16 protein-coding genes are annotated in these 22988 nt (G+C 71.9%); 4 read left to right on the top strand and 12 right to left on the bottom strand.

Annotated elements, in window-relative coordinates; translation table 11 throughout:
• Nucleotides 1-161: 161 nt before the first annotated feature.
• A complete protein-coding gene (locus ACIBJE_RS24510; RefSeq protein WP_396752065.1) occupies nt 162-2003 on the bottom strand; it encodes a DNA/RNA helicase domain-containing protein in 1842 nt (613 codons plus the stop codon).
• A 178-nt stretch (nt 2004-2181) separates the two neighbouring features.
• Nucleotides 2182-2550 carry a nucleotide pyrophosphohydrolase gene (locus tag ACIBJE_RS24505; RefSeq protein ID WP_396752062.1) on the bottom strand — a complete coding sequence of 123 codons (369 nt, stop codon included), beginning with the start codon at nt 2548-2550 and terminating at the stop codon, nt 2182-2184.
• Nucleotides 2551-2634: 84 nt separating this feature from the next.
• Here ACIBJE_RS24505 and ACIBJE_RS24500 point away from each other — a divergent pair, with 84 nt between their 5' ends.
• The gene (locus ACIBJE_RS24500) at nt 2635-3159 is read left to right on the top strand and encodes a GNAT family N-acetyltransferase (protein ID WP_396752060.1); all 525 of its coding nucleotides are present in this window, start codon (nt 2635-2637) and stop codon (nt 3157-3159) included.
• 123 nt (nt 3160-3282) lie between these two features.
• Here ACIBJE_RS24500 and ygiD read toward each other — a convergent pair whose 3' ends face one another.
• The 7 genes from ygiD to ACIBJE_RS24465 all read right to left on the bottom strand — a co-directional run bounded on the left by ygiD (nt 3283) and on the right by ACIBJE_RS24465 (nt 14569).
• Nucleotides 3283-4164, bottom strand: coding sequence for a 4,5-DOPA dioxygenase extradiol (gene ygiD / locus ACIBJE_RS24495; protein ID WP_396752058.1), 882 nt, complete (start codon nt 4162-4164; stop codon nt 3283-3285).
• A gap of 373 nt (nt 4165-4537) precedes the next feature.
• Nucleotides 4538-5776, bottom strand: coding sequence for a S8 family peptidase (locus ACIBJE_RS24490; protein ID WP_396752056.1), 1239 nt, complete (start codon nt 5774-5776; stop codon nt 4538-4540).
• A gap of 840 nt (nt 5777-6616) precedes the next feature.
• Entirely contained in the window at nt 6617-8626 is a 2010-nt protein-coding gene (locus ACIBJE_RS24485) for an FAD-dependent oxidoreductase (RefSeq protein WP_396752054.1), read from the bottom strand.
• Nucleotides 8627-8769: 143 nt separating this feature from the next.
• The gene (locus tag ACIBJE_RS24480; protein WP_396752052.1) at nt 8770-11313 is read right to left on the bottom strand and encodes a glycoside hydrolase family 2 protein; all 2544 of its coding nucleotides are present in this window, start codon (nt 11311-11313) and stop codon (nt 8770-8772) included.
• A complete protein-coding gene (locus tag ACIBJE_RS24475) occupies nt 11310-12191 on the bottom strand; it encodes a carbohydrate ABC transporter permease (protein WP_396752050.1) in 882 nt (293 codons plus the stop codon). The genes ACIBJE_RS24480 and ACIBJE_RS24475 overlap by 4 nt, the downstream gene beginning before the upstream one ends.
• On the bottom strand, nt 12188-13192 hold the full coding sequence (locus ACIBJE_RS24470; protein WP_396752047.1) for a carbohydrate ABC transporter permease: 1005 nt from the start codon (nt 13190-13192) through the stop codon (nt 12188-12190). The genes ACIBJE_RS24475 and ACIBJE_RS24470 overlap by 4 nt, the downstream gene beginning before the upstream one ends.
• 90 nt (nt 13193-13282) lie before the next feature.
• Nucleotides 13283-14569 (bottom strand): extracellular solute-binding protein, encoded by a 1287-nt coding sequence (locus tag ACIBJE_RS24465; protein WP_396752044.1) that lies wholly within the window; start codon nt 14567-14569, stop codon nt 13283-13285.
• Between the two features lie 349 nt (nt 14570-14918).
• Here ACIBJE_RS24465 and ACIBJE_RS24460 point away from each other — a divergent pair, with 349 nt between their 5' ends.
• Nucleotides 14919-15950, top strand: coding sequence for a LacI family DNA-binding transcriptional regulator (locus tag ACIBJE_RS24460; protein ID WP_396752042.1), 1032 nt, complete (start codon nt 14919-14921; stop codon nt 15948-15950).
• On the opposite strand, the gene ACIBJE_RS24455 is transcribed toward ACIBJE_RS24460, so the two are convergent.
• Complete coding sequence (locus ACIBJE_RS24455; RefSeq protein WP_396752040.1) at nt 15930-18509, bottom strand: putative bifunctional diguanylate cyclase/phosphodiesterase; 2580 nt, start codon at nt 18507-18509, stop codon at nt 15930-15932. The two genes, ACIBJE_RS24460 and ACIBJE_RS24455, sit on opposite strands and share 21 nt — an antisense overlap.
• 181 nt (nt 18510-18690) lie before the next feature.
• Between ACIBJE_RS24455 and ACIBJE_RS24450 the strand changes: the two genes are divergently transcribed.
• Nucleotides 18691-19080, top strand: a complete 390-nt coding sequence (locus tag ACIBJE_RS24450; protein ID WP_396752038.1) for a PH domain-containing protein — start codon at nt 18691-18693, stop codon at nt 19078-19080.
• Between the two features lie 6 nt (nt 19081-19086).
• Here ACIBJE_RS24450 and ACIBJE_RS24445 read toward each other — a convergent pair whose 3' ends face one another.
• On the bottom strand, nt 19087-20010 hold the full coding sequence (locus ACIBJE_RS24445) for a 2-hydroxyacid dehydrogenase (protein ID WP_396752036.1): 924 nt from the start codon (nt 20008-20010) through the stop codon (nt 19087-19089).
• Nucleotides 20011-20028: 18 nt separating this feature from the next.
• Nucleotides 20029-21681: a hypothetical protein gene (locus ACIBJE_RS24440; RefSeq protein WP_396752034.1), complete on the bottom strand. Its 1653-nt coding sequence runs from the start codon at nt 21679-21681 to the stop codon at nt 20029-20031.
• A gap of 125 nt (nt 21682-21806) precedes the next feature.
• Here ACIBJE_RS24440 and ACIBJE_RS24435 point away from each other — a divergent pair, with 125 nt between their 5' ends.
• Complete coding sequence (locus ACIBJE_RS24435; protein ID WP_396752032.1) at nt 21807-22979, top strand: PQQ-dependent sugar dehydrogenase; 1173 nt, start codon at nt 21807-21809, stop codon at nt 22977-22979.
• The last annotated feature ends 9 nt before the right edge of the window (nt 22980-22988 follow it).

Genomic DNA, 22988 nt, shown 5'->3' with positions numbered 1-22988 from the left:
CGGGCCGTGTGTTCGGACAACCGGCACGTGAACGTAGTAGAACGGCGGCATCGACAACCGCCCCGGAGGCACGTGAACCGTGCGGTGCGGGGCATGTCCCGTCGGGAAGCCCGTCGTTGCGCTGAACGGCGGACACCGTACCCAGCGTCGTGCCGAGGTGGCTAACGGTCCCCGTCCGGCTCGTACCGGGTTTCCGGAGCCCGCTCGACGCGGACCAGCCTACGCAGATGATCCCGGGTCTCCGGGTCCGTCGCGTAGATGACCGTGCCGCGCAGACCCCGGGTCAGCAGCACCTTGTACGTGTTCCGGATCAGCCGGTCCGCCTCCTCGTCGCTGACCGCCTTGCGGCTGCGGAACGCCGTGTCCTTCGACTCGCCGCGGCGGGTGACCAGCTTTCCGTCCCGGGCCACCAGGTCCGGCCCGATGATGACCCCGGACCAGTCGTACTCGAAGCCCTGGGCCGTGTAGACGCAGCCCACCTGGCCGAAGCCGTTCGGGTCGGTGGCCCAGAACGCGCTGCCCGGCGCGTCGCCCACGCTCCGCTCGCTCCTGACGTTCCACGGCCGGGCCCAGCCGCCGACGGTCACGTCCGGCACCAACGTGCCGTCCGGGCGGGGGTCGCTCCAGGACCAGCAGTACCCGGCGGACATCCGCGCGGTGCCCTCGGCACCCTGGCGCTCGGCGAGGTACGTTTCCAACTCATTCGGCGAGTCGACCACCCGCACGTCGAACCGGCCGTCGCCGGTCCAGACCGACGGTTCCCCGCCGTCGAGGCCGAGCAGGTCGAGGACCCACTGCTCGTACGCCTCACTGCCACCGCAGCGGAACTGGTCGTGCAGCGAGACGACCTCCACCTCCAGACCCAGCTTCTCCGCGTACGCCGAGATGACCTCGATGTTGCCCAGCTCACCCGGCTTGACCACCTGGTGCTCGTCGAGCAGGAAGACCGGCACCCGGGCGGCGGCGAACAGTTCCTCGATCTGGGACCGGGCGGCGGTCCGCCGGTCCTTCGGAGTGAACCGGTTGACCGAGGTCTCCCGGATCCGGTGCGCCTCGTCGCAGATCAGCACCTCGACGTCGTTCGGTTCGGCGCTCATGAAGCTGTTGAAGTACTTGAACAGGCTCTGCAGCCGGGTCGACCCGCGACCGGCGTAGCGGCGCAGGGTCTGGGTGAACGACCGTGAGCCGGTGGCGTGCAGCACCGTCCGGTTACGCCGGGCCAGCTCACCGAGGACGGACAGCGCGATGACGCTCTTACCGCTGCCCGGCCCACCGGCCACCACCACGGCCCGCTTGTGGTTGCCCGTCCGTGCCCGTTCCACCGCGTGCATGACGAGTTCGTACGCCACGCGCTGCTCGTCGAGGAGCGTGAAGTGCGAGCGTTCCTTCAGCTCTGCCGCCGCGTACGCCAGCAGGTGCCGGCTGGGACGGACGGTGCTGGTCAGGAAGCGGTCGCCCGCGCCTGCACCGGAGTCCGGAGCGAAGCGGCTCCGCAGGTGGTCGAGCCACTGCCCGCGCCGCTGCTTGGTGAAGATCCGGCTCTGTTCGGTCGCCGGACGGTCGAGCAGGTCGGCGACGTCCCGGTCGACCGCGTTGTGCAGGTACGCCGCACCCCGTAGTGGCTTCGCGCCCCGCCCGAAAATGCCGAGGAAGTCGGTCAGGTAGTGGCAGTAGTCCTCGACCTGCACACCCGGATGCAGCCGTGGCCCCGGCACGTGCTCCACGGCGACGAGCGTGTCGGAGTCCTCGTACGCGGTCGCGTACGACCACTGCTTCAGCTCGACGACCAGGTAGGAGTCGTCACCGGTGCGGGGATCGACCCCGGCCAGCACCGCGTCGACCCGGCGGCTGGTCAGCGGGAGTTGGTACTCGACCAGCACCTCGACCTGCCCCAGCCCGGCGTCGATGAGATCCTGCGCCAGCACCGGCAGGCTCTTCGCCCACGAGCGCTTCTCAGCCGGGCCGGCACCGTGGCCGTTGAACCGGGAATGCTCGGTCAGCACATCCACCAGGCTGCCCTCAGTGGACAGACGCAGCAGGCCATTTGCGGACGTTCGGTACGCCGACATCGACAGGTGCCCCCGGGCAGCACGAAGTGATCGTGCGGATGGGGGGCATATCCCTGGTGCGGAAGCCCGTCGGACCGCTTACTGCCCACGACTCTAACCGGAGCCGGTCTGACTACTTCCCGGCAGCCTTGGCGGCGGAGCCCCGGGCACGTTCGACCGGGTAGCGGCGGGCAGAGTCGGCCAGCTTGTCGGTGGCCGCCTCGACCAGGTCGATCCCGAGGGCGTCGGCCAGCCGGACCAGGTAGATCATCACGTCGCCGATCTCGGCGCGGACCCGTCCCCCGGCCTCCGGGTCGGCCATCACCCGGGCCGACTCCTCCGGAGTCAGCCACTGCAACTCGGCGAGCAGCTCCCCTACCTCGCCGGCCAGCGCCATGGCGAGGTTCTTCGGCGTGTGGAACTGCCCCCAGTCCCGTTCGTCGGCGAATCGCCGCAGCGCCTCGGTGAGGCCGTCGACCCCGGCATCGCCACCACTCGTCATGGTGCCCGACCCTAGCCGTCCGCCGCTTCAAGTGCCGGCACGAGCAGGCGTACGAATGCGCGGCCGAACCGCTATCGTCGCCGGATGCCCGAACTGGTCGTACCCACCGTCCGCCTACATGCCGCCTGGCTTGAGGCACGGGGCGACTGGGGTCCCGGCATCCACGAGGACGGCTTCGGGTTGCGACCGGACGACGAGGTGGATTCGCCAGCCGGGTTCGCGGCCTGGGTGGCCCGGCTGACCGAGGCAGCCGGGCGGGCGACATCGCTGTCTGCTGACCGGGCCCTTTGTGAGTACCGATGGATCGTCGACGGCGACCGGGTGCTCGGCGGGATCGCGTTGCGCCACGGGCTCAACGAGATCGTGCAGCAGCGCGGCCACATCGGCTACGGCATCCGGCCGGCGGCGCGCCGACAAGGGCTGGCCACCTGGGCGCTGGGCCGGATGCTCGACGAGGCACGGCGACTCGGACTGGGCGGGGTACTGATCATCTGCGCGGTGGACAACCTAGCCTCCGCGAGGACGATCGAGCGCTGCGGCGGCGTCCTCGAGGACATCCGGGAAACCGACCTCGGCACCGCACGGCGTTACTGGATCATGCTTGCCTGACGGTCGACACCGCGCTAGCCAGAGGCGGTGTTCGGAATGTTGCCATCGCGGATGGCGGTGGAGCCGCTATGCAGTCGACCGTCAGGGGCTCGACCCGCCAGCGCGACGGGATCAGCGGCCCGGTCAGATGTTGGACGCGTCGGGAGGCAGGTCGGCCGGCGGTTGCGGGGAGCCGGCACCGTCGGGGACGCCCTGACCGGTTCGGCCGAGCGCGTACGCCGTCATCGACAGCGACCCGTAGGCGTAGCCGTCCACGAGGACCTCGGTCTCCGGCGCGTCGGCGGCTCCAGCGAGGCCGGCGAGGTACAGCGCGGGGATGAAGTGGTCCGGGGTGGGCACTGCGAGGTCGTAGTCACGGTGGGCGTCGAGAGTCGCGAACTCGGTCGGGTCGGTGAGCATACGGTTTCTGGCGTCCTCGTCGAAGCGCTGCGCCCAGTCGTAGCCGCCGTCGGCGAGATTCCAGTCCATCCCGCGCAGGTTGTGCACCACGTTGCCACTGGCGACGATGAGCACGCCCCGGTCGCGCAAAGGAGCCAGCTTCGCGCCCAGCTCCAGGTGGTAGTCCAGGGGCTTGGCGGCGTTGATGCTGAGCTGGACGACCGGGATGGAGGCGTCGGGGAAGGCGTGCACGAGCACCGACCAGGTGCCGTGGTCGATGCCCCAGCTGTCGACGTCCGCCCCCACCCATGTCGGATGGACGACGTCGCTGACCTCGGCGGCCAGCTCGGGCAACCCCGGTGCGGGGTACTGCACCTCGAACAGCTCCCGAGGAAAGCCGTAGAAGTCGTGGATGGTGCGCGGCCGCGGCATGGCGGTCACGGCGGTGGCGTTGATGTACCAGTGGGCGCTGACGACCAGGATCGCCCGGGGTCGCGGCACCGTCTCGCCGAAGGCCTTCCATGCCCCGGTGTAGCGGTTGACCTCCAGCGCGTTCATCGGGCTGCCGTGGCCGAAGAAGGCCGCCGGCATCCGGACGTCCGAGGTCTTGACCGGGTCTGCCGTCACGATCGAGCCTTCCTCGATGCCGGTGGTCGCAACGCCGCAGCCCTGGCCCCAGCTCGAAGGTCGCGGTGATCACGCCGAACACAGCCTATCCACTGTCGCTGACGCGCGTGCCACTTCGTTCTCGGCGATGGTGGATGACGAAGTGACGAGTTGACCAGCGCGCCGCCGACCGGGGCACACGGGCACCGCCCGGGAGCCCGACGGACCAACCCCTCGACCGCCGTCTGGCGGTTGGTCGAAGCCCTGCGCCGGCACGGATGCCGATGAGCTGGCAGAACTCAAGATCACACAACTACGCCTGGAGTACCGGCTCGATGGGAGAGCATCGGCCCCGGGGCGATGACGCCCCGGGGCCGATCGGGTGTGTGTCAGGTCAGAACGCCGGGTCCATGTAGAGCAGGACGGGGGGCGGGCACGGACACGGCGGCCAGGGGGGCAACGGGCAGGTGCACCAGGTCACCAGGTAGTTGCGGACCTGCAACGGCGTCCAGGCCGGGTTGACCTGCAGGACGCGGGCGGCGGCGCCGGCCACGTGCGGAGAGGCCATCGAGGTGCCGCTGATGGTGTTGGTGGCAGTGGTGCTCGTGATCCACGCCGAGGTGATGTTGGTGCCCGGAGCGTAGATGTCGACGCAGCTGCCCCAGTTGGAGTAGGGGGCTCGGATGTCGTTGCTGTCGGTGGCGCCGACGGTGATCGCGTTGGGGGTCGAGGCCGGCGAGAAGTTGCAGGCGTCGGCGTTGGAGTTGCCGGCCGCCACCGTGTAGGTCACGCCGTCGGCGATCGAGTTGGTCACCGCGGCGTTCAACGAGGTGTTCAGGGCACTGCCGAGGCTCATGTTGGCCACGGCCGGACCGGAGACGTGGTTGCTGGTCACCCAGTTGACGCCGCTAATGACACCGGAGAGGGTGCCGCTGCCGGCGCAGTTGAGGACCCGGACGGCAACCAGCCGGACGTTCTTGGCCACACCGAAGCGGGCACCTCCGGCGGTGCCGGCGACGTGGGTGCCGTGGCCGTTGCAGTCGTCGGCCGGCAGGGCGCCGTCGACCGCGTCGTAGCCGTGGACGGCCCGTCCACCGAAGTCGGTGTGGGTGGTCCGGATGCCGGTGTCGATGATGTACACGACGACGCCGGAGCCGGTGCTGGTGTAGCTGTAGGAGTTGTTCAGCGGGAGGGGGTGCTGGTCGATCCGGTCCAGGCCCCAGGACGGGGTCGGGGACTGGGTGGTCATGGTCTGCACGGTGCCGTCCTGCTCGACGTAGGCCACCGCCGGGTCGGCCGCGAGCCGCTTGGCGGTCTTCTCGCTGGCGTGTACGGAGAAGCCGTTGAGGGCGTCTCCCCAGACGTCGCGGACCGTGGCGCGGTAGCGTTCGGCCAGGGTCGCGGCCTTGCTGGCGACGGCGGCCTTGGCGTGGCCGGCGGTGCCACCCACCGCGCTGTCCTTGAGGACGACGATGTAGCTGCCGGCGACGGCGGTGGCGCTGCCGGCGTTGAGAATCGTGCCGGTGGTCGGGGCGGCGGCGGCCGGCGTGCCGATCATGGCGGTGACCATCGCCGAGGCGGCGACGACCCCCAGAGCGGCAGTTCGACCCCGGCGCGTACGGGGGAGCGACATTTCCCGATTCCTCCTTACTGTGGCCGTTCTCGACTGGCGAGGCGCCACGGTTGGGACCGGCCCTGAATGGTTACCCGAAAGGTAATCCAAGATTCTCTTTATTTGAACATAACAACACTCCATAATATTGATGTTCTGCCGAGTGTTTGCGATCTCCCGACCTTTCGTATGACCTGGTCAGCGGCGAGCCGGACGCCGGCCACCTTGGCGTCGGGCACTCGTGTCGGCATAGGGAAATCAGACAATCGGGCTAAGGTGCGCCAGCCGGCGTGGATGCTTGGGATATCCCTCTCAAGCCTCAATACAACCCAACATGACGCATCCGACCTGTCGATAAAATAAGATTCGGCATTAATGTCAACCAATCGGCGGATCAACGTGAAGCAGATCAAGCACCGAATTCCCGCAGCCGGCTTCGGTCCCACCCCGGTCGCCCGATCTCCGGGCACTCGCCGAGTCCACGGATCCGCCATCGGAGGTTGAAGCCCTTCGGGTCCCGGGCCGCACGGCAGGGGGCCCTCGGGCTCGGTTTCGTCAGCCGGCCGCCGGTGGTATCGAGCGTGCTTTCACTGATGCCGACCTGGACGCCCTGGCCACTGCCCCCAGGGAGTCCTGTGGCAGCGCCACGGGGAAGGGCGTCCAGCCTCGATCGCCGGCAATTGCTCTGCCTCGACCTGCCCAACGGCTGGGCCACCGGCAACACCACGGCCTGGGCGGGCCTGCGCCGGCCTGCTTCGGCGACATGCGGCAAGTCGGGGTGTCCGGGTGTCCGGACACCCCGACTTGCCGCAAACAGGAATCCGAGCGTCGGGCGGGGCCCGGCGGAAGGGGGACGGGGGGTCAGGCGGGGACGAAGCGGGCGGCGTCGGCGACGACGTGGCCGTCCGTGCCCTCGGTGCGGATCAGGACACTGCCGGCCGTGCCCGCCGCGAAGGCGTACGTTCCGAGAGACACCCACTGTCCACCCGAGCCACGCTGGTCGACGGTACGGGTGGTGACGCCGCCGCCGTGCACCACGTCGACCGGCACGTTGCTGGCCCGGTTGGGGTCGGCGGTCCAGCGCAGGCTGACCGCGTAACTGCCGGCGGCCGGCAGGGACGGGGTGAAGCGCAGCCGGTTGACGCCCTTGCCGGTGTTGCCGTCGTGCTCGTAGTCGACGCCCCAGTATCCGCCGACGTGGCTGCTGCTCAGCCAGACGCCGGCCCGGGTCACCGAGGCCGAGGCGTTGTCGACGACGATCTCGCCGCCGACCGCCGGCGGCCACTGGAGGTGTTGGCCGTCCTGGCGTAGCCGGGCCTGGAGGGCGGGGACGTTCACCTGTTGCACCGGCACCCCGGCGTCGAGGGCCAGTTTCGCCGCCGTGGCGGCGGACTGGGCGAGGATCATGAAGACCGGTTCCATCCGGATCGAGCCGTACGCGATGTGGCTGGCCGAGAGGCAGACCGGCACGAACAGGTTGGCGCACTGCGCCTCCACGGGCACGATCGCGCGGTAGCTGATCGGGTACGGGCCGGGCACCCCGACCTGCACATCGCCCTCGTTCTTCACCATTCCATTGACCACGACCCGTTGGCAGTTGTGCGAGTCCATCGTGTAGCTGGCCAGCCCGACCGAGTCGGCGACCCGTACCGCGCCCCGGCAGTCCCGCTCGGTCATGACGTACGCCGAGACCATCCGGCGCGCCTCCCGGACGTACAGCTGGGGTGGCCAGCCGCCGGTGGTGGTGAACTCGTCGGCGGCCAGGCCCCAGGCGGCGGTGTTGGTCCGGATCGACGCCGGGAGCCGGGGGTCGTTGGCCAGGAACCACATCAGGCCCTGCTGGTAGGTGCGATGGTCGGCGACGATGCTCTGCCGGGTCGCGTGGCTGGCGGTCGGGAAGGTGTAGTTGGCGCCGATGAAGTCGGTGGAGAACGCGCCGTGGTTGTTGGAGTCGGTCTTGCCGTTGCCGACGCCCTGGGTGGTGAAGAACGGGCCGGTGAAGCCGGCCTGCACGTAGCGGAGCAGGAGTTCGTAGTCGGCCGGGTCGTAGCCGGCGGGCTTCGGGAACGGGATCCGGTCGGCCGCCTTCGTCAGGCACATCCGGAAGTTGTACGCCTGGATCAGGCCGTCGCCGGTGCCGTTCGGCGCGACGGGCGCGCTGGAGATGCCGGGGAGCAGGCCGCTGGCCGGGTTGCCGGGTGTCACGTACGGGTCGACCGGCCGGGTGAACTGGTGGCCGGTACGCAGTTGTACCCCGTTGATCGTCTCGCCGTACACCGCGTTGGCCTCCCGGCCGAGGGCGTACGACACACCGGCCTTCGCCATCAGGTCGCCCTCGTAGGTGGCGTCGACGAACATCGGTCCGGCGAAGGTCTGGCCGTTGTCGGTGGTGAGCGCGGTGATCCGGTTGCCGGCACGAACCACCTGGGCGATCCGGACGCCGAGGTAGACCGGCACCCCGTGCTCGGCGAGCAGGTCGTCGAAGACCTCGCCGGCGACGTGCGGCTCGAAGACCAGCCGCATCGGCGAGTCGGGGGTGACGGTGTTGCCGTGGTACTTCGCGTGCACCCGCCGGTAGAACTCCCCGGCGATGCCGCCAATGGAGGCGCTGATGCCGCTGTCGGTGTAGCCGAGTCCGCCGGTGGTGAGTCCGCCGACGTGGTGGCCCGGTTCGAGGATCACGGCCGTGCGCCCCATCCGGCGCATCTGCACGGCGGCGACGATGCCGGCCGAGGTGGCACCGTGGACGACCAGGTCGGTGGTGACCGTGTCGGCGGCCAGGGCGGGCAGGCCGATGCCGGTGGAGCCGGCCACGACCAGGGTGGCGCCACCGAGGCGCAGCAGGTGACGACGATCGAGCGCAAGCGACATGACGGCTGCCTTTCGGGCCAGGGCCTTCGAGGGGGAAGGGAGCACGCCGCCGCACCCGGAACTGAATCGACCTTTGTCCATTGATTGCCCGCTGTCAAGAGCCGGAGCGAGGGACGCTCCGGCTCTCGCGCGCAGCGGTCCCGCTACCCGTTCACCGCGCGCAGCACCGGGCGCGAGGTGAGGGCGGCGGGCTCGAGCGGGCCGGCGGCGCGGACCGTGAACGTCACCGTCTCGCCGGGGAGCAGGGTGACCAGGGCCCGGTCGACCTCGGCGGTCGGGTCGAGGCGGTCCGGGTAGAGGGTCAGGTCACGCAGGACGGTGCGGGCGGTGACCCGTACCCGTACCCCACCGTCGACCGGTTCGACGCTGGCGTCGTGGGCCGCCGCCGGCCAGGGAATGTCCTTGTCCTCCGCGAAGAACCACAGGGCCCGCTCGGCGCTCTCCCCCGCCTCGGCGACCAGCAGCTCCCGGGTGGACTCCTCGGGCCGGGCCAGGTCCGGAGGCAGGGGCAGGGTCACCGTCGAGCCGGGTGGCACGTCCAGCTCGTACGACGTCTTCGCGTGGAGTTCGCCGGTGAGGGTGCGGCGAGTGACCGTGGCCGCAGCCCGCCAGGGCTGGCTGCCGTCGTTGACCGCCACCAGGGCCAGCCCACCACCGCCGGCCGGGGCACCGTCGCGGGGCTGGACGGTGAGCAGCCGGTCGGCGTACGCGTGACGCAACGCGTACCAGAGCGGCTTGCGGCGGCCGTCGCCGTCCACGGCCGACCAGGAGGTCACCGGCCAGCAGTCGTTGAGCTGCCAGACGATGGTGCCCATGCAGACGCCCCGGTGCGACCGGAAGTGCTCCACCCCGCAGGCGATGGCGCGGGCCTGGTTGACCTGGGTGAGGTGGTGCCACTCGTCGAAGTCGGCCGGGGCGGGCAGGTGCGCGTCCAGTCCGCGCCGCAGCTTGAGGTCCCCGTCGATGGCCTTCTGGTGGTGCGCCATGCCGGGCGAGTCCGGGGCGAGCGGGTCGTCCGAGAGCGCCCGGCGCAGCGTCGCGTACGCGGGCGGGGCCTGGTAGCCGAACTCGGCCACGAACCGGGGCACGTACTCGCGGTACTTCAGGTAGTCGTCGGTGTTCCAGACGTCCCAGATGTGGGTGGTGCCGTGCGCCGGGTCGTTCGGGTGGATCTCCTCGCGGCCGGACCACGGGCTGCCCGGCCAGTACGGGCGGGTCGGGTCCAGTTCGGCGACGATCCGGGGCAGCAGGTCGAGGTAGTAGCCCCGGCCCCAGGTCCGTCCGGCGAGGGGCTCCTGCCAGTCCCAGTCGTGCCAGCCCCAGATGTTCTCGTTGTTGCCGGTCCAGAGCACCAGGGACGGGTGGACGGCGAGCCGGCTGACCTGCTCCCGCGCCTCGGCCTCGACCTCGGTGCGGAACGGTTCCTCCTCCGGGTACGCCGCGCAGGCGAAGAGGAAGTCCTGCTGGACGAGGAGTCCGAGCGAGTCGGCGAGGTCGTAGAAGTCGGTCGACTCGTACCGGCCGCCGCCCCAGACACGCAGCAGGTTGACGTTCGCGCCGATCGCCTGGTCGAAGCGGTGGGCCAGCCGGTCCCGGGTCACCCGGTTGGGGAAGACGTCGTCGGGGATCCAGTTGACGCCCCGGACGAAGACCGGCAGCCCGTTGACGACCAGGGTGAACGCGCTGCCGTGCGGGTCGGGGGTGGCGTCGAGGCGCACCGAACGGAAGCCGATCAGCCGGGTCCAGTCGTCCAGCGGGGTGCCGTCGAGGGTGCCGAGGGTGACGGTCAGCGGGTACCGGTGCGGGTCGCCGTACCCCCGGGGCCACCAGAGTCGGGGGTCGCGGACGGTGAGGTCGAGCACGGCCGTGCGCTCCCCGGCCGGGACCACCGTCTCGACGGAAGCCCCGGCGACGGTGGCGCGGACAACGAGCGGGACGTCGGCGGCCCGTTCGACCGCGACGTGCACCGCGACGGTGCCGACGCCGTCGGCGACGCTCACCAGGGGACGGACGTCCGTGAACCGGGCGGTGGACCAGGTGTGCAGGCCGATCTCCTGCCAGATCCCGGCGGTGACCAGGGTCGGCCCCCAGTCCCAGCCGAAGTTGCAGGCCGTCTTCCGGATGAACTGGAACGGCTCCGGGTACGCGTTCGGCCGGTCACCGAGGCGGTCCCGGTGCGCCTCGGCGTACCGGTAGGCGGAGTCGAACCGGACGGCGAGGTGGTTGTCCCGGTCGCGCAGCAGCGCCCGCACGTCGAACCGGTGGCCGCGGTGCATGTTCTCGGTCCGGCCGACCACGACGCCGTTGAGGGTGAGGGTGGCGACGGTGTCGAGGCCGGCGCAGACCAGGTCGGTCCGGTCCGCGTCGCCCGGCGGGCGGTCGAAGGTGGTCTCGTACACCCAGTCGGTCCGGCCGATCCAGGCGAGCCCCTTCTCGTGGTCGTCGAGGTAGGGATCGGGGATCAGGCCCGCGGCGAGCAGGTCGGTGTGCACGCAGCCGGGGACGGTCGCCGGAATCACCCGACCGGCGATCCCCGCCGGGACGGTCACCCGGGCGGCCTCGGGGACCCCGGGGGCACCGGCGGCCTCGGGGACGTCGGCGGGGGTCTGCGGGTTGGGCAGCGCCCGCAGGGTCCAGCCGTCGTGCAGGTCGTGCCGGGCCGGGCCGCCCCCGTGCACCTCGTTCACGATTTCACCGCACCTTCCATGATTCCGCGGACGATCTGCCGGCCGCCGACGACCAGCATCACCAGCAGCGGCAGGGTGGCGACCAGGGCACCGGCCAGCACCCGCCGGTACAGGACGTAGTTGCCGCTGGCCAGGTCGGAGAGGGCGACCATCGAGGTCGGGTAGTCGGTGCCGCCCAGGGTGATCAGCGGCCACTGGAACTCGTTCCAGGTGGCCACGAAGGTGAGCAGGCCGAGCACGGCCATCGCGGGACGGACCGCCGGCACGACCACGCTCCAGAAGATCCGCATGGTGCTCGCCCCGTCGATCCGGCCCGCCTCGACCAGTTCGTCGGGGACCGCGTCGAGAATGAACTGTCGCATGTAGAAGACCCCGAACGCGGTCACCAGGCCGGGGGCGATCACCGCGAGCAGCGTGCCGTTCCAGCCTCCCTCGCCGGGCATGTGGCCCATCAGGATGTAGAGGGCGACCACGCCGAGCTGGTTCGGCACGGTCATGGTGAGGATCACCATCACCATCAACGCGTTCCGCCCCCGGAACCGCAGCTTGGCGAAGGCGAAGCCGGCCAGCGAGCAGAAGAAGAGCACCGAGGCGGTCACCACCGACGAGACGATGACGCTGTTGCCGAGTGCCTGGAGGAAGAAGACGTCCTGCATGGAGAAGACCTCACGCAGGTTGGTCATGAGCTGCCCGCCGGGCAGCACCTGCGGGGGGATCTTCGCCAGTGCCTCGTCGGTGTTCGTCGCGATGACGAACATCCAGTACAGCGGGAACGCCGAGAAGGCGATGACGATGCTGAGGAAGAGGTAGCTCCAGACGCTGCCGGGGGTGTGCTGCGGGGCCCGCCCCACCAGCGCCGCCCGCCGCGAGTTCTTCATCGTTTGCCTCCGCCCAGGCGGTTGGTGATCAGGGCGTTGACGGCCGCGACGACCAGGATGACCAGGAAGAGCGCCCAGGACATCGCCGCCGCGTAGCCGAGGTTGAGGTCGCGCCAGCCGACCTTGTAGATGAGCTGGGCGATGGTCTGCCACTGGTGGTCGTCACCGCCGTTGCCGAGCGCGGGGTTGCTGTCGAAGAGCATCGGCTCGGTGAACAGTTGCAGGCCGCCGATGGTGGAGAGCACCACCGTGAAGATCACCACGGGCCGGATCATCGGTACGGTGATCCGCCAGAGCTGCCGCCACGGGCCGGCGCCGTCGACCGCCGCCGCCTCGTAGACGTCACGCGGGACGGACTGCATCGCGGCCAGGTAGAGCAGGGCGTTGTAGCCGATCCACTTCCAGTTGACCATGGTGGCAATGGCGATCCAGGAGGCCCACGTCGACGCGCGCCAGTCGATCGGCTCGGTCTCGCCGATGCCGAGCAGCGACAACGCCCAGTTCGCGATGCCGGTGTCCCGGGCGAACACCACCGAGAAGATCAGGGTGGAGGCGGTTACCGGGGTGACGTACGGCAGCAGCACCCCCACCCGCCACCAGGTCTGCGCCCGCAGCTTCCGGTTGAGCAGTGCGGCCACGACCAGCGCCAGCAGGAGCTGCGGCACGGTGGAGAGCAGGAAGATCCCGAAGGTGTTGTAGAGCGCGTTCCAGAAGTCGCCGTCGGAGAGCAGGCGGCGGAAGTTGTCCAGGCCGGCCCAGCCGTCCCGGGTCGGATCGTCGAGCCGCCAGGTGCGCAGCGCCACGACCCCGTTGAAGACGATCGGGAAGAGCCCGAAGACCGCGAAGAGCAGGAAGAACGGCGCGATCAGCAGGTACGGCAGGTAGCGCACGTCGAACCGGTACAGCCGGTCGCGCCACCGGGACGGCCCGCGTCCGGCGGGCTCGGGGCGGGCGTCGCGGCTGTGGCGGGGCGCCGTGGCGGCGGCGCGGGTTGGGGACATCGGGGACCTCCGGGTTCGCCACCGGCGGTCGGCCGGCACGGTGGAACGCACTCCCTGAGCACGTCCCACCGGCCGACCGCCCGCGTACGGTCAGGAGTTCGCGGCCTTCTCGGCTTCCTTGACCGCCTCGGTCCAGGCCTGGTCGGGCTTGCCCTTGAGGTTGCCGGTGGCCAGGCGGTTCAGCACGTTCTCCACGGCGACCCGGGTCGGGCCGTTCTTCCTGCCCAGGTACTGCGGGGTGAGGTTCTCGGCCGTCCTGGAGAAGATCTGCCCGACGGGCGCGTCGTTGAAGAACGGATTGGCGAAGTCCCTGATCGCCGGGTCCTGGTAGAGCGCCGGCTGGGACGGCAGGTTGCCGACCTTCTTGAAGATCTCGATCTGCTGCTCCGGCTGGATCAGCCACTCCAGGAACCGGTACGCCTCGTCGACGTTCTTACCCTGCTTGGGAATGGTCAGGAAGGAGCCGCCCCAGTTGCCGCCTCCGCCGGGGATCGCGGCCACGTCCCACTTGCCCTCGGTCTGCGGCGCGGTGTTCCTGATGTGCCCCTGCATCCAGGCCGGGCAGGCCAGCACGGCGAAGTCGCCCTTGACGAAGCCGCTGTTCCACTCGGGCGAGAAGGCGGTGAGGTTGGCGGACAGGCCGGCGGCGATGCTCTTCGCGGCGACATCGAAGGCGACCTTCGGCCCGCCGTCCATCTTCAGCGTCTCGCTGGAGTCGTAGAAGCCGACCGGCTGCTGCCCGAGGACCGGGTTGAAGATGTTGGTGCCGGAGTCGATGAACTTCTTGCCGCTGCGGGCGGTGTACCGCTGACCGGTCTCGACGAAGGTGTCCCAGGTGGGCCAGAGCGCGGACACCTGGTCCCGTTCGGTGGGCAGGCCGGCGGCGGCGAACAGGTCGGTGCGGTAGCACATCGCCAGACCGCCGACGTCGGTGCCGAGGCCGATCTGGGTCCTGCCGTCGGGGGTGAGGGTCTGCTGCCACTTCCAGGGCAGGTACTTCTGCTCGTACTGGCCGGCGCCCCGGTCCAGGAGGTTGACGAACTTGTCGGCCTGGCCCCGGAACTGGACGACGAAGCCCTCGTCGATGGCGGCGATGTCGGGGGCGCCGCTGCCGGCGATGAGCTTCTTCTGGAGGTCCTCGTGCTGGGCGTTGTACTCCCCGGTGTTCAGCACGATCTTGACGTTCGGGTTGGCCGCCTCGTACGTCGACTTCAGCTCGTCGAGGCCGAAGTCGCCCCAAAAATTGATCTTCAGCGTGACGGTTCCTCCCGCGTCGGATCCGCCACCACCGCTGTTGCCGCTGCATGCCGCGACCATGACCAGGCTGACCACACCCGCCGAGGCCAGCCGGGCCCATCGGGACCAGGACCGTGCCATGTCACCCTCCGCGTGGGAACGCTCCCGCAATCGAGAGCCATCGACTGAACCGGATAAGTCAAGCCACCGTACGAGCCAGCTTCCGACATGTCAACGATTGAAGATGATCGAAATCTTCAGTTGCCGTCAGTGAGCATTGGATGGCTGCTGATTAGGGCCCCACTCCCGGCAGCGGGAGCGATTGAATGCCCGGGAGGCGCGCTGCTTAACCGGGCAAGTTTCTTCGTTCCCGCCGGGACGGTGCGGTGTGCAGTAGCGTGGGTGCGCCGGGGGCCGGTCGGGCATGATCAGCCCGAGGGTCCGCAGGGAACCACCCGCGAGGGTGACCGGGAAGTGGAGGGACGCGCCGGTGAAGCGGCCGACCATCGCCGACGTCGCCCGACGGGCCGGTGTCTCCAAGGGAGCGGTGTCGTACGCGCTCAACGGGCAGCCCGGCGTCTCCGAGGCCACCCGACAGCGCATCCTCGCCATCGCCGAGGAGATCGGCTTCAGCCCGAGCAGCGCCGCCCGGGCCCTCTCCGGGGCCACCGCCGCGGCGGTCGGGCTGGCCCTCTGCCGTCCGGCCCGGATCCTCGGCATCGAACCGTTCTTCATGGAACTGATCAGCGGCGTCGAGGCCGAGCTCTCCGCCCGGTCGTACGCGCTGACCCTCCAGGTCGTCGCCGACCAGGACGCGGAGATCGCGGTCTACCGGCGCTGGTGGGGCGAACGACGGGTCGACGGCGTGCTCGTCTGCGACCTGCGGGTGGACGACCGCCGGGTGCCGGTGCTGGAGGAACTGCGCCTGCCCGCGGTGGTGATCGGCGGACCGGGACACACCGGCACGCTCCCCAGCGTCTGGTGTGACGACGCCGCCGCACTGGTCGAGGCGGTGGAGTACCTGGTCGCCCTCGGACACCGCCGGATCGCCCGGGTCGGTGGCCTGCCCGACCTGCTGCACACCCGCAACCGCACCGAGGCGTTCGAGCGGGTGTGCCGGGAACTCGGCCTGGTCGACGCGGTGACCGTCCCCTCCGACTACACCGGGGAGGAGGGGTCCCGGGCGACCCGGCGGCTGCTCAGCTCCCCGGGCCGGCCCACCGCGGTCATCTACGACAACGACGTGATGGCCGTCGCCGGGCTCGCGGTCGCCCAGGAGATGGGGCTCGCCGTCCCCGGCGACCTCTCCATCGTGGCGTGGGACGACTCTCCGCTCTGCCGGCTGGTCCACCCGCCGCTGACCGCGCTCGGCCGGGACATCCCCGCGTACGGCGCGCTCGCCGCCCGGAACCTGCTGGCGGCGATCGCCGGGGAGACGGTCGGCGCGTTCCAGGACGAGACGGCGCACCTGACCCCGCGCGGCAGCACCGCGCCGCCCCGGTCAGGCGAACGCGTCAGGTGACGGGTGTTCCTCCAGGAACGCCTCCACCCGCTCGGCGGTCGCCGGGCGGGACAACGCGAAGCCCTGCCCGTACCGGCAGCCGGCCCGGTACGCCCGGTCGACCTGACCGGACGACTCCAGTTCCTCCACCACGACCTCCAGCCCGAGCCGCCCGCCCAGGTTCAGCACCACGTCGATCAGGGGCTGCTCCGGCTCGCCGCCGCCGACCACCCGTCGGTCGACCTTGACCAGGTCGATCGGCAGCTCCCGCAACCGACGCAGCGAGGCACGTCCGGCATGGAAGTCGTCCAGCGCGGTCCGGACGCCGAGGGACCGCAGCCCGGCCAGCCGGGCCACCACGGTCGGCAGGTCGACGTCGAGCCCGGCCTCACCGACCTCGACCACCAGCCGGTCGGCCGCCACCCCGTGCCGGGCGAGAGCGCCCGACACCCGGGTGACGAAGCTCGGATCGGTCAGCTCGGCCGGGGTCACGTTGACCGCCATCCAGAGCAGCGGGTGCGTCACCGACCAGGCGGCGAGCTGCCGGCAGGCCCGGTCCAGCACCCACTGCCCCACCTCGCCCAACAGGCCCAGGTCGGTCGCGACCGGAATCAGCTCGGCGGGAAGCACGGTGCCGAGCAGGGGGTTGCGCCAGCGCAGCAGCGCCTCGGTGCCCACCGGTGCCCGGTCGACCAGGCGGTGCACCGGCTGGTAGACGAGGTCCAGCTCACCCCGGGTCACCGCGCCGGCCAGTTCCCGCTCCAGGTCCAGCCGGCGGACCAGCTGCTCCTCGAGGAAGACGTCGTACCACTCGATCCGGTTGCGGCCGAGCTGGCTGGCCCGCCGTCGGGCCAGGTCGGCCTGTCGTAGCACGTCGTCGGCACTGCCGGCGGCGGTGTCGGCGACCCCGATGCTCACCTCCAGCCGCACCTGCGCCCCGGGCAGCCGGTACGGCTCGGTGAGCGCGCCGAGCAGCCGGACGGCGAGCCCGTACGCGGGCACCGAGCCGCTCTCGGCGATCACCGCGAACTCGTCGCCGGCCAGCCGGGCGACCAGGTCGTCCGGGCCGGCGGTGGCGCGCAGCCGTTCGGCCACCTCGACGAGCACCTGGTCACCCACGGCCTGCCCGCTGCCGTCGTTGACCTCGGACAGGCCGTGCAGGTCCAGCACGAGCAGCGTGGCGGGCTCCCCCGGTTCGGTCCGCCGGCCGGTCAGCGCCCGGCGCAGCTCACGTCGGTTGACCAGTCCGGTGAGGTGGTCGGTGACGGCGAGGTGGTGCACCGTGCGCTCCAACCGACGCCGTTCGCCCACGTCCCGGACGTGCAGGACGAGTGCCGCCACCTCGGGCACGTCGCGCTGGTCGCCGACGGTGGACTCCGTTTCCCGCCAGACTCCCCGCCCGTCGCGCAACCGGACGGCGAGCAGCCCCGGCGGTCGCCCGGCCCGGACCTCCGCCAGCACGGCCCCGGCCCGGGGCACGTCCGCGGGGTGGAGCAGGTCCGCGAAGGGACGACCGAGCAGGTCGGCGTCGGTCCACCCGAACAGACGGGTGGCGACCGGCGACTGCCAGCGCACCCGCAGGTCGTCGTCGAGCAGGACGATCAGGTCGTGCCCACCCGAGACGAGGGCCCGGAACCGGGCCTCCTGCCGGGTGAGGCGGGCGGCGTACCGACGGGTGTCGGCGGCGGTCAGCAGCTCCCGGACGACCAGCGGTGGGATCACCACCAGGCCGAGGGCGATCGCGGTACGGTCGAACTCCCCGACCCGGGCGAGGTGGTAGCCGGCGCCCAGGGTGGCGATCACGGCCGGGGCGGTGATCCGGGGCCAGACCGGCGACGGACCGGCGTGGTGCGGCGGGGCCGGACGGGTCAGCCGGCGGGCACCGGCCACGGTCAGCAGCACGCCCGCTGCCGTCAGGGGGGCCACCAGCAGCGTCGCCGGTTCCGGGACCTGGTAGGCGTGGAGCAGCACCAGACCGGTCAGGCCGAGCTGGCTCGCCACGGCACCGACCCGCCAGGCGGCCATGCCGACCCGGGGCGGACCGTCGGTCGAGGCGGTGACCAGGACCGCCGAGATCCCCCCGGCGGCGACCACCAGGGCCGCCCGCACGGGCCCCGGAGCGGCCCCGGCGGGCAGCAGCATCCAGCTGGCGAAGGCCAGGCTGAGCCCGAGGCCGACCGCGTCCGTCGCCTCCCGTAGCCGGACGGCGGTCGGCAGTGGCGCGGGCCCCGGCAGCAGGAGCAGACCGAGGGTGTGCAGCAGGGCGACGGTGGAGAGCCCGACGGTGGCGACCGCGGCCCGGTCGGCCGGGGCGACCAGCGGCAGCCCGGCGACGCAGAGCGCGGCCACGGCCACCCCGCCGTCGAGCAGCGTGACGGTGTGCCGGATCCGCCGGTCCGTACGGGCCAGCGGGACCAGCCGGACGGTGGCGACGGTCGCGGCCACCGCCACGGCGAGCGCCACCGCGGCGGGGGCGGGCAGCAGGCCGACCAGGCCGGCGACGACGAACAGCAGCACGACCGCGACGACGGCGGTCTCGGGCACCGGTACGGGAGTGCGGGGTGGCGGTGCGAGGGACACGTTCGGCACCTCCGTGCACGGGTCGGGGCGGCCGGACGTGAAACCGGTACACCTCTCTGCTCGCGCAACGACCCCGACCGACGTCCGGTTACGCCCTACCGACCGTGACCCCGGTCACCGACCGACTCGTGCGGGACCGCCCGACGCCGGGGCTCCTCCGCAGAGGTGGAATCATCGGGGGGTGAGTCGCACCGACACTCTCCGTTTCCGGCACAGCCAGGCCATCCTGGCCGCAGCGGTGGTCGCCTTCATCGGCGCGCTGCCTATCGCCGACGCCCGGTGGTATCTCCTCCCGGTGCTGCTCGTCCCGCTGGTGGTCGCCGTCTGGGCATGGCGGGCCGGCACCGACGCCGACCCCCGGGAGGTCCGCGTCCGCGCGCTGTTCGGGCAGCGTCGACTGCCCTGGGCGCGGATCGCCGAACTGGCCGCCGACCCGAAGGGGCGGGCGGTCGCCCGGCTCGACGACGGTGAGCGGGTGGCCCTGCCGGCGGTGCGCGGTGCCGACCTGCCCCGGCTCGTCGCGGTCACCGGCCAGACCCTTCCGGCCGCCCCGGACGGTGCCGACGACTGACCGCCGTCAGTAGCCGTCGGTGACGACGTTCTCCAGCGGCCGGCCCGCCACCAGTCGACCCAACTGGTCGGCCACCAGCCGGTAGGCCCGGGGCAGCAGGCCGCGTACCGAGCCGCCGACGTGCGGGGTGATCAGCACGTTGGGCAGCTCCCAGAGCGGGTGGTCGGTCGGCAGCGGCTCCGGGTCGGTGACGTCCAGGGCGGCGGCGATCCGGCCGGTGGTCAGCTCGGCCACCAGCGCCGGGGTGTGGACCACCGGCCCCCGGGCCGCGTTCACCAGCAGGGCCCCGTCGGGCATCGCGGCGAGGAAGGCCGCGTCGACCAGGCCCCGGGTCGCCCCGGTCAGTGGCACCAGCAGCACGACGACGTCCGCCTCCGGCAGCAGCGCGGGCAGCTCGTCGACGCCGTACACGCCCTCGTCGGGGCGGGCGGTCCGGGCGACCAGGGTGAAGCTCACCTCGAAGGGAGCCAGCCGGGCCCGTACCGCCGCGCCGATCGAGCCGGCGCCGACGATCAGCACCCGCTTGCCGGCCAGCTCGTCGGTCGGGGCCACCGCGCCGTACGCCCACTCGCGCCGGCCCTGCGCACGGGCGAGGGTGTCGAACCCACGCAGCCGGGACAGGATCGCGGTGACCACCCACTCGGCGGTGGCGGAGTCGTGCACGCCCCGGGCGTCGCAGAGGGTCACCCCGGCCGGCAGGCGGCCGACCCAGGCGTCCGCCCCGGCGCTGAGCAGCTGCACCGCCTCCAGGTCGGGCAGCTTGCCGGCCAGCTCGACCACGCGCCCGGTGGAGAGGAACGGCGGCACCCAGAACCGCACCCCGGCCGGATCACCCGGCAGCCGGTCCGGGCTCTCGGCGACCTCGACGGTGACACCGGGCAGCTGGTCGACCAGGGCCCGGCCCTGCTCGTGCGGGATCCATACCTTCACGCTCGCCGACCCTAGCCGTCAGCGCAGCGGCAGGCCCACCGGGGCGGCGGGCAGGTGGATGTCGTACCCGGGCACGGTCGTCCGGGTCACCGCCGTGCCGGTGGCGGCCAGGTGGTCGGCCACCGCCCGGCTCAGCGCCGTGCCGGTGGGCAGCACGTACGCCACCCGGTCGGCCCCGGCCACCCGCGCCGGGTACGCCGGATACCGGTCCCAGCCGGCGCGCAGGTCGTCCCGGATCACCCCGCAGGCCAGCCGTTCGCGGGTGGCGAGGACGACCGGGTAGCAGGTCCAGTAGTCGGCGTAGAAGTCCCGGACGCCGAGCCGGTCGAGGGCGACGACCAGTTGTCGCCGCTGCGCGTCGGCGCGGGTCAGGGTGTCCGCGTCGGCGACCAGCGCCCCGGTGGCCAGCACCGCACCGCCGGCCACCGCCGCCAGCCCGGCCCGTGCCGTGAGCCGGGCGGCGGCGGGGAGCAGGTGGTTGCCGGCGGCCGCCCACAGCGGCCAGAGCAGCGCCGGCAGGGAGATGAGCAGGCAGGACAGGTAGCGGGAACTCTCCACCGGGGTGTCGCCGGCGGCGGCGCTGCCGGCGTACGCGGCCAGGCTCACGGTCGCCGCCCCGACCAGCGCCAGCCGGCCGCCCTGCCGGATCCGCGCCGTCCGGACCGCGTCGTCGCGTCGGGGCGACGCCGGCCGCAGGATCCCCGGCCGCAGGATCCACAGCGCCCGGAGGGCGAGCAGTCCGGCCACCGCCAGCAGCAGCGGAGCGGCCACCCCCCACCAGAGCTGCCAGTCGGCGCACCGACCGGGTGGGCAGAACCCGGTGCCCATCGGCAGCCCGAACAGCACGCCCCCGTGCAGCCGGTCGACCCAGTCGCCGGGCGTACCCCCGCCGAGCTGGCGGTAGGCGGCAAGCGAGCGGTGCTCCGGCGCGGCGGTGAGGTTGTGCGCCACGATCGGCAGCAGCCCGACGACGAGCCCGGCGGCCAGGGCCGCCCCGCAGCGTCCGGCCAGGTCCCGGCCGGCGCCGGCGAGCAGCAGCGCCCCGGCGGCGGCCACGTACGGCAGGACCAGCCAGTCGTCCCAGAGGGTGAGGCCGGCGACCAGGCCGAAGGCGGCGCAGGCCGACGCGCGGCGGCGGACCGCGCCGAGGCCGAGCAGCACGGCGAGCAGGACGAGCAGCGCCCCGGCCGGGTTCATCTCCGGGTAGCCGCCCCCGGCGATCAACTGGTTCTTGAGGATCCGGTCCGAGCCGAGGGCGAGCAGGCCGACCACGGCGGTGGCGAACCACGGATGGTAGAGCCGGCGGGTGAGCTGCCACATCAGGACGAGGAACAGGGCGTAGAGCGCCAGGTTCGGCAGCCGCAGCGCTACCACGCCCGAACCGCCGAGCGCGAACAGCGGGGCGGCGAGGTACGCCTCCAACGCCCCCATGTAGTACTGGCCGTAGAAGAAGAGCGGGAACTCGCGTCCCTGCGCGACGTGCGTGGCGACCAGGCCGGTGACTGCCTCGTCGCTGTTGGTCGGGGGCAGGCCGGCCAGGAGCGCCGCCAGTCGGTAGGCGACCCCGACCGCCCCGAGCGCGAGGGCCGTCCGACCGGGAGACACCACCCGACGCCGGGCCGGCACACCGGCTGGTACGGGGTCCCGAGCCGGCCGGTCGATGAGCACCACGGCTGGCAGTGTCGCAATCCCGGGGGGCTACCGGCTGACATATCCAATTTTGTCGGCGTGTTTCCGGGTGGAGAGCACCGATCGCGTACCGGAACCCGGTCCGGTGAGCGGCTAGTCTGGTCCGGGTGAGCGCTCGTCTCCCGTACCCCCGCATCGGCCGCCTGCGCGCGACGGCGGCGGCGTCCTGCGCGGTGCTGCTGCTGGTCACCGCCGGATGCAGCCTCGGCGAGCCGGAACCCGACCCGGCCGGTGAGCCGCCGACCTTTCCGACGCCGTCGGCGACCGCCGGCAGCGAGGGCGGGCAGGAGGTGGTGGCGACGGTACTGGCCAAGGGGCTGCGGGTGCCGTGGGCGATCGCCTTCCTGCCGGACGGCGGAGCCCTGGTCACCGAACGCGACAACGGCCGGATCCTCCAGGTCGGGCCGGAGTCCGGACCGGACGGGCTGAAGGTCACCCCGGTGCAGACCATCGCCGAGGTCGAGGCGTCCAGCGAGGGTGGCCTGCTCGGCATCGCCGTCTCCCCCAGCTACGCCACCGACCGGACGATCTTCGCCTACCACTCCACCGAGCGGGACAACCGGATCGTCAAGTTCACCCTCGGCGGGACGCCCACGCCGATCCTCACCGGCATCCCGGTCGCCGGCATCCACAACGGCGGCGGCCTCGCCTTCGGTCCGGACGGCTTCCTCTACGCCAGCACCGGCGACGGCGGCGACCGCCCGCTCTCGCAGGACGTCAAGAGCCTCGGCGGCAAGATCCTCCGCATCACTCCCGACGGCAAGCCGGCCCCCGGCAACCCGTACCCGAACTCGCCGGTCTGGTCGCTCGGCCACCGCAACGTGCAGGGCATCACCTGGGACGCCGGCAAGCGGATGTACGCCGTGGAGTTCGGGCAGAACACCTGGGACGAGGTCAACCTGGTCACCAAGGGCGGCAACTACGGCTGGCCGCAGGTGGAGGGGAAGGCCGGCGACCGCCGCTACCGGGACCCGATCGTGCAGTGGCGCACCGGGGACGCGTCCTGCTCCGGCGCGGCGGTCGTGGAGCGGCTGCTGGCCACCGCCTGCCTGCGCGGGGAGCGGCTCTGGCTGGTCGAGCTGACCGACACCGGCACCGTGCTCGGCCAGCCCCGGGAACTGCTCACCGGCCGGTACGGTCGGCTGCGGGCGGTGGCCGCCGCTCCCGACGGCTCGGTCTGGGTGAGCACCTCCAACCACGACGGCCGGGGCGATCCGGAACCGGAGGACGACCGCCTGCTCCGGCTGGTCTTCGCCGGCGGCGGAGCCGGTCGCAGCTGACCTGGGGAA

The organism is Micromonospora sp. NPDC050187, from assembly GCF_044459745.1.
Taxonomy (GTDB): Bacteria; Actinomycetota; Actinomycetes; order Mycobacteriales; family Micromonosporaceae; genus Micromonospora.
Note: the sequence above shows the minus strand (reverse complement) of the source record. Positions and strands in the feature narration are given on the sequence as shown.

Bases quoted from the DNA above. Each gene is read 5' to 3' on its own strand.
- ACIBJE_RS24505 (WP_396752062.1), bottom strand. From the start codon at position 2,550: ATGACGAGTGGTGGCGATGCCGGGGTCGACGGCCTCACCGAGGCGCTG.
- ACIBJE_RS24500 (WP_396752060.1), top strand. From the start codon at position 2,635: ATGCCCGAACTGGTCGTACCCACCGTCCGCCTACATGCCGCCTGGCTT.
- ACIBJE_RS24490 (WP_396752056.1), bottom strand. From the start codon at position 5,776: ATGTCGCTCCCCCGTACGCGCCGGGGTCGAACTGCCGCTCTGGGGGTC.
- ACIBJE_RS24485 (WP_396752054.1), bottom strand. From the start codon at position 8,626: ATGTCGCTTGCGCTCGATCGTCGTCACCTGCTGCGCCTCGGTGGCGCC.
- ACIBJE_RS24475 (WP_396752050.1), bottom strand. From the start codon at position 12,191: ATGAAGAACTCGCGGCGGGCGGCGCTGGTGGGGCGGGCCCCGCAGCAC.
- ACIBJE_RS24470 (WP_396752047.1), bottom strand. From the start codon at position 13,192: ATGTCCCCAACCCGCGCCGCCGCCACGGCGCCCCGCCACAGCCGCGAC.
- ACIBJE_RS24465 (WP_396752044.1), bottom strand. From the start codon at position 14,569: ATGGCACGGTCCTGGTCCCGATGGGCCCGGCTGGCCTCGGCGGGTGTG.